This window comes from Rhodoferax sp. RT5P35 (assembly GCF_056521385.1).
Genome location: NZ_JBWMAX010000244.1, coordinates 1 through 545 on the forward strand (window position 1 = coordinate 1; position 545 = coordinate 545).

The 545-nt window shown below is 64.2% G+C and carries 2 protein-coding genes; both read right to left on the reverse strand.

The window, feature by feature from the left end; genetic code table 11:
* Positions 1-181, reverse strand: a 181-nt coding sequence (locus tag AC097L_RS25345; RefSeq protein ID WP_479589469.1) for a hypothetical protein, incomplete at its 3' end; no start/stop codon positions are given.
* An 11-nt stretch (positions 182-192) separates the two neighbouring features.
* Positions 193-396: a hypothetical protein gene (locus tag AC097L_RS25350; protein ID WP_479589470.1), complete on the reverse strand. Its 204-nt coding sequence runs from the start codon at positions 394-396 to the stop codon at positions 193-195.
* Positions 397-545 lie beyond the last annotated feature (149 nt).

Consider the following 545-nt stretch of genomic DNA (forward strand, 5'->3'; position numbering starts at 1 on the left):
CATGGCTTTCGGCATTCAGCACACGGGGGGTGGCACGGGTCAACAACGACGGGATCGACATGATTTTTCTCCTCCACTCCCTTGCGGAAGCGCTTGATGGGCCAGATAAACGCTGCAAAAACTGCAGCACATGGGGTTGGGTGCCCCGGGATGGGCCGGGTACCAACGAAAGATGGGCCATGGTCCGCGTCCTCAAAATTGGCGAAGAATGGCGGGCACCAGCGGCCCGATTTCTTGTTTGGCCGGGCCATCTCGTGTAGCCTCGACCGGGTTTGCGCGGTGCGGTGGCAAACCGGCCACGGTGGTCGCTTTGGCGGCGTCTTCAGGCGCCGACCCCAGACCCAGGGCCACCAGTGCATGGCGCACGCCACCAGGTTCGGCCAACGAGGGCAGCATCCGCCCGGCGGTGCCGGCCAGCAGCGAAGTGCAGCGCCCGCCCAAACACCTGGCTCGCGACGGCAAATCGTTTCTCGACATCATTCCCGTCAGTAGCGACATCGCCTCGGCCACGGAAGAAACCCGTGTGAGCGACCGCCTGTTGCCCG